The sequence below is a fragment of the Mesorhizobium sp. WSM4807 genome (assembly GCF_055811615.1).
Genome location: NZ_JBVVQY010000080.1, coordinates 1 through 4,178 on the forward strand (window position 1 = coordinate 1; position 4,178 = coordinate 4,178).

Consider the following 4,178-nt stretch of genomic DNA (forward strand, 5'->3'; position numbering starts at 1 on the left):
AGTGTTCTGGTCGGCGTGCCCTGCAGGGTGCCGACAAGGGGTTCCGAGGCGGAGCTCGCCATCAGCAGGCGCGAGGGGCCGCGCAACAGACTTGTATAAGTGGCGCCGCACGGTGAGAGCCGCGAGACGGGCTTTGCCGAAGTTGTCGTGGTTCCCGATGAGCCTGTCGCCGCTTCGGTGCCGGCGGCGCAACCAGCGGTGATCGAGCTGGAGGTCGCCGGCAAGGTGCGGCTGCGGATTCCGCTGACCACGCCGCCGACACTGGCGGCGGCGATGGTGAAGGCGCTGGGCGTTTCATGATCCCGGTTCCGAGCCAGGTGCGGATCTGGTTGGCGGTCGGCCGGACCGATATGCGTCGCGGGATGCAAGGCCTCGCTCTGCAGGTTCAGGAGACGTTGGGCCGGGATCCGCGTGCCGGCGATCCTTATGTCTTCCGCGGCCGCAGCGGCAATTTGATCAAGATTATCTGGCATGATGGGCTCGGCATGTCGCTGTATGCAAAACGGCTCGAGAAGGGCCGGTTTCTATGGCCGTCGCCGGGGGACGATATGGTTTCCATATCCCCGTCGCAGCTCGCCTACATGCTCGACGGGATCGATTGGCGCAACCCGCGTCACACGTTCCGTCCCCAGCGCGCGGGCGAGTTTTTCTTTGAGTTTGCGCCATTTTCCGCGAGTCAGCGGACGCATTTTATGATTCACTCCAGGGCATGGATGCCACCGCCCTGGATGCTGTTCCGGACGATATCGGCGCGCTGAGAGCAGCGCTGACCGCGGCCCTGGCCAGAGCCGAAGACGAGGCCGCGCGCGCTGCGCTGGTCGAGGCCGAACTGGCGGTCGCCAGGGCCAAGGCATCCGATGATGCGGCGCTGATCGCACATCAGGATCTGACGATCCGGAAGCTGCAGCGGGCGCTGCATGGTCAGAGTTCTGAACGTTCAACCCGTCTGCACGACCAGATGGAGCTCACCTTCGAGGAACTCGAGAGCAGGCAACGGAAGACGAGATCGCCGCCGAACAGGCCGCGGCCCGCACCACCGAAGTGGCGCCTTATGTGCGCAAACGACCGGCGCGCCAGCCATTTCCCGAGCATCTGCCGCGCGAACGCATGGTCGAGCCGGCGCCGGCCGCTTGCCACTGCTGCGGCGGTCATCGGCTGCGCAAGCTGGGTGAGGATATCACCGAGACACTGGAGGTGGTGCCGCGGCAATGGAAGGTGATCCAGCACGTGCGGGAGAAGTTCACCTGTCGCGACTGCGAGGGGATCAGCCAGGCTCCGGCGCCATTCCACGCCACTCCGCGCGGCTGGGCCGGTCCCGGCCTGCTGGCGATGATCCTGTGGAGAAGTTCGGCCAGCATCAGCCGCTCAACCGCCAGGCTGAACGCTATGCCCGCGAAGGCGTGCCGCTCAGCCTGTCGACCCTAGCTGACCAGGTCGGCGCCGGCGCTGCAGTACTAATGCCGCTGTTCAAGCGGCTAGAAGCCCATGTACTGGCCGCTTCACGTCTCCACGGCGACGATACGACGGTTCCGGTCCTGGCCAAGGGCAAGACCGATACCGGCCGATTATGGACCTATCTATGGACGGCCTCCTTTCTGCAAGTGCGTTTTGGTGATCTGACAAACTATCGGTTGCAGCTATCTATTCGGTCTTTGGTGCAGCCATTGCTGCTGACCTCGATGAGATCCGCGGATCGACACCCAATTACGTTGACGGGCATGATGGCCCGATAGGTCCAACGGGTTCGGTCGATCCCGGTCCGACCGGGTTGCCATCACACTTCAACGCCCTCGCATTGCCGAAACTGAGCAGCGACGTCCTTTAGATCGCTGCGCGGTAGCTCTGCCCCGTTATCATCACCGCCCAGGCGATCCGAGCGGTCTTGTTTGCCAGTGCAACTGTTGCGACGTTGAAATGCCGCCGTGCTAGCAGGCCTGAAATCCACGCTCCCTTAACCCGTCCGCTTCGAACGTTATGAATGGTGGCTCGGGCGCCGTGAATCAGTAACTTTCGGACATAGCTGTCGCCTCGTTTGCTGATGCCGCCGAGCTTCTCCTTCCCGGCGGTGGAGTGTTGTTTGGGCACGAGACCCAACCAGGCCGCGAAATGTCGGCCGGAGGAGAAATAACGCGGATCACCGACGGTCGCCAAAAGGGCGCTGTCGATGCGAAGGGACCGATGGTGAGAACACTCATCAGGCGGCGGCAGGTCTGGTTCTCCTTCGCCATAGCCAGAATCTGATCATTGAAAGCCGCAATCTTTTGCTCGCTATCGCGGATTCGACGGACGAGGCTCTGGAGCGCGTCGCGGGCAACCGCCGGGGTGCGATCATCGAGGGCGACCAGGTCCATCAGTTCCCTAGCCTTGGCAGTTCCCTTGGGCCGAACGATGCCGAACTCTGACAGATGGCCACGCAACGCATTCACCGCAGCGGTTCTTTGCCGGATCAGCAACTCGCGAACGCGATGCACCATCAGCATGCTCTGCTGTTCGACTGTCTTGAGCGGGACAAATCGCATCCCGGGCCGCTGGATAGCCTCACAACAGGCTTCCGCGTCAGCGGCGTCGTGCTTGTTTGTCTTCACGTAGGGGCCGGACATAGCGCGCCGGCATCAAGCGCGGCGCGTGCCCGAGCTTGGCCAATTCCCGCGCTTGGCCAATTCCCGCGCCCAGTAATGCGCGCCGCCACACGCTTCAAAGCCCACCGTGCAAGGCGGAAGATTAGCGAAAAAGGTGAGAACCTTGCTGCGAGTCAAATTGCGACGGAGGACGACCTGCCCATCCTCGTCGACCCCATGCACTTGGAACCGGCTCTTCGATGTGTCGAGCCCTATCGTAACGACTGTCATGATCATCTCCTCTTTCTCCCCCTCCATTCGGCATGATCGGCTAAGCGGTGGGAGGCCGTCCATCTCATCTCATTATGTGCGCGATGACCGACCGTTCGGCGGCGCCGATCCGCCGGCGGCAGTGTTCTACTATTCCCGCGATCGTCGAGGGGAACATCCCGCGGCGCATCTCGCCGGCTGGAGCGGCATTCTGCAGGCCGATGCCTTTGGTGGTTATGGAGATCTCTATGCGACGGGTCGTCAGCCGGCGCCTGTTCTGGAAGCCAGCTGCTGGGCCCACAGCCGGCGCAAAGTGTTCGAACTGGCCGATATCGAAACGGCGGCGCGCAAGAAGGCGCGCGGCGAGAAGCCCAAGCTGGTCGATCCGCTGGCGGTTGAAGCCGTGAAGCGCATCGTGCCCTGTTCGATATCGAGCGCGAGATCAACGGCCTGTCGCCGGCCCAACGCCACACCGTGCGCCAGGAGCGGAGCGTGCCGCTGGTCACCGAACTCGAGCGCTGGATGATCGAGACGCGCGCGACAAGCTCTCGAGCGGACACGATCTGACCAACGCCTTCAACTACATGCTGCGCCGCTGGTCATCCTTCACCCGTTTCCTCGACGATGGCCGGATTTGCCTATCGAACAATGCAGCCGAGCGAGCCCTGCGCGGCATCGCTCTCGGTAGAAAGTCCTGGCTGTTCTGCGGTTCCGATCGCGGCGGACAGCGCGCTGCCTTTCTCTACAGCCTGATCGTCAGCACCCCCCACAAAGTCAGCACGTTGGGCTGCCCGGCCTTGTAGCGCCCGGCGTTGATGGTCTTGGTGAAGCCGATTTTGCCCGGCTGCGCGCGGCTGTAGATAAGTTCGGTCGTGTCCTGCAGGATAAGGATCGGACCTTCGCTCGCCGCAATGCGCGCCGCGGTCGCGGCGAAATGGCCGGCCAGAACGCTATGTTCGGTCACACGCGGGTTGTCAAAGAAGCGGTAGGCCGCCTTCGCCGCCGCCCAGTCGCCGCAGGCCGCCGGGATTGGCTTGCCCGGCGCAGCTGACATCTGATCCAGCAACCGTCGCAGCCGACGGGCCACACGCTTGTCGGGAAGGGCCGCCGCAGAAAGCTCTTCCTCCTGCCAAGCGGCTTCGCTGCTGCCGTTCTTGTCTCGCATCCGTGACGCCTCCGTGATTCGGCGTCACGGACAGAAGCACGGCAGATTCATACGGGGCAATAGGCCCGCCGACGATGTGGGTAATCGGAAGCCTCACCGGATGCATACATTGCAAGCTCCTTTTCGGCGTATCCATGTTCCTGCCGGCTCTGTGGTTCTCTTCGCGGTTAACACTGGGTCGCCAT

General features: G+C 63.0%; 3 protein-coding genes and 3 pseudogenes. 4 read left to right on the forward strand and 2 right to left on the reverse strand.

The window, feature by feature from the left end:
• The first annotated feature begins 99 nt into the window (after positions 1-99).
• From AC0L3N_RS33620 to tnpC (AC0L3N_RS33630), 3 genes and pseudogenes are all read left to right on the forward strand, one after another.
• Entirely contained in the window at positions 100-300 is a 201-nt protein-coding gene (locus AC0L3N_RS33620; protein ID WP_473551967.1) for a transposase, read from the forward strand.
• On the forward strand, positions 297-758 hold the full coding sequence (gene tnpB, locus AC0L3N_RS33625; RefSeq protein ID WP_473551969.1) for an IS66 family insertion sequence element accessory protein TnpB: 462 nt from the start codon (positions 297-299) through the stop codon (positions 756-758). Before AC0L3N_RS33620 ends, tnpB begins: the two co-directional genes overlap by 4 nt.
• A pseudogene (gene tnpC, locus AC0L3N_RS33630) lies at positions 710-1,580 on the forward strand (IS66 family transposase); the annotation flags it as partial. The gene tnpB and the pseudogene tnpC (AC0L3N_RS33630), both read left to right, overlap by 49 nt.
• Before the next feature lie 241 nt (positions 1,581-1,821).
• On the opposite strand, the pseudogene AC0L3N_RS33635 reads toward tnpC (AC0L3N_RS33630), so the two are convergent.
• Positions 1,822-2,849: pseudogene (locus AC0L3N_RS33635) on the reverse strand (IS110 family RNA-guided transposase).
• A 73-nt stretch (positions 2,850-2,922) separates the two neighbouring features.
• Between AC0L3N_RS33635 and tnpC (AC0L3N_RS33640) the strand changes: the two are divergent.
• Positions 2,923-3,589: pseudogene (tnpC, locus tag AC0L3N_RS33640) on the forward strand (IS66 family transposase); the annotation flags it as partial.
• On the opposite strand, the gene AC0L3N_RS33645 reads toward tnpC (AC0L3N_RS33640), so the two are convergent.
• Complete coding sequence (locus AC0L3N_RS33645) at positions 3,571-3,993, reverse strand: IS4/Tn5 family transposase DNA-binding protein (RefSeq protein ID WP_473551972.1); 423 nt, start codon at positions 3,991-3,993, stop codon at positions 3,571-3,573. The pseudogene tnpC (AC0L3N_RS33640) and the gene AC0L3N_RS33645 sit on opposite strands and share 19 nt — an antisense overlap.
• Positions 3,994-4,178 lie beyond the last annotated feature (185 nt).

Coding starts and splice junctions, on each gene's coding strand:
- tnpB (WP_473551969.1), top strand. CDS start 297: ATGATCCCGGTTCCGAGCCAGGTGCGGATCTGGTTGGCGGTCGGCCGG.
- AC0L3N_RS33645 (WP_473551972.1), bottom strand. CDS start 3,993: ATGCGAGACAAGAACGGCAGCAGCGAAGCCGCTTGGCAGGAGGAAGAG.